General features: G+C 69.3%; 1 protein-coding gene. It reads right to left on the reverse strand.

The features are described 5' to 3' along the window. Positions 1-205: hypothetical protein (locus GVN67_RS29600; protein WP_160000816.1), on the reverse strand; the 205-nt coding region annotated here is incomplete at its 3' end. Positions 206-225 lie beyond the last annotated feature (20 nt).

Raw genomic sequence — 225 nt, forward strand, 5'->3', positions numbered from 1 at the left:
CGACATTCGCGCTCGTCGTCGCGGTGGTGCCGCTGGAACTGTCCGTGACGGTGGCCGTCACATGCAGCGTGGTATTGCCCGGATCTGGCGAGGTGATGGTCAGCCCGGTCAGCTGCGCCTGGGTCAGCGTGTAGCTGCCGTCCGGATTGTGCGTCCCCGCCGACAGCGTGGCGCCGGCCGGCAGGCCGCTGATGGTGATGCTCACCGTCTCCGTCGGCGACAGCG

This window comes from Roseomonas sp. 18066 (assembly GCF_902706185.1).
Classification (GTDB): Bacteria; Pseudomonadota; Alphaproteobacteria; order Acetobacterales; family Acetobacteraceae; genus Pseudoroseomonas.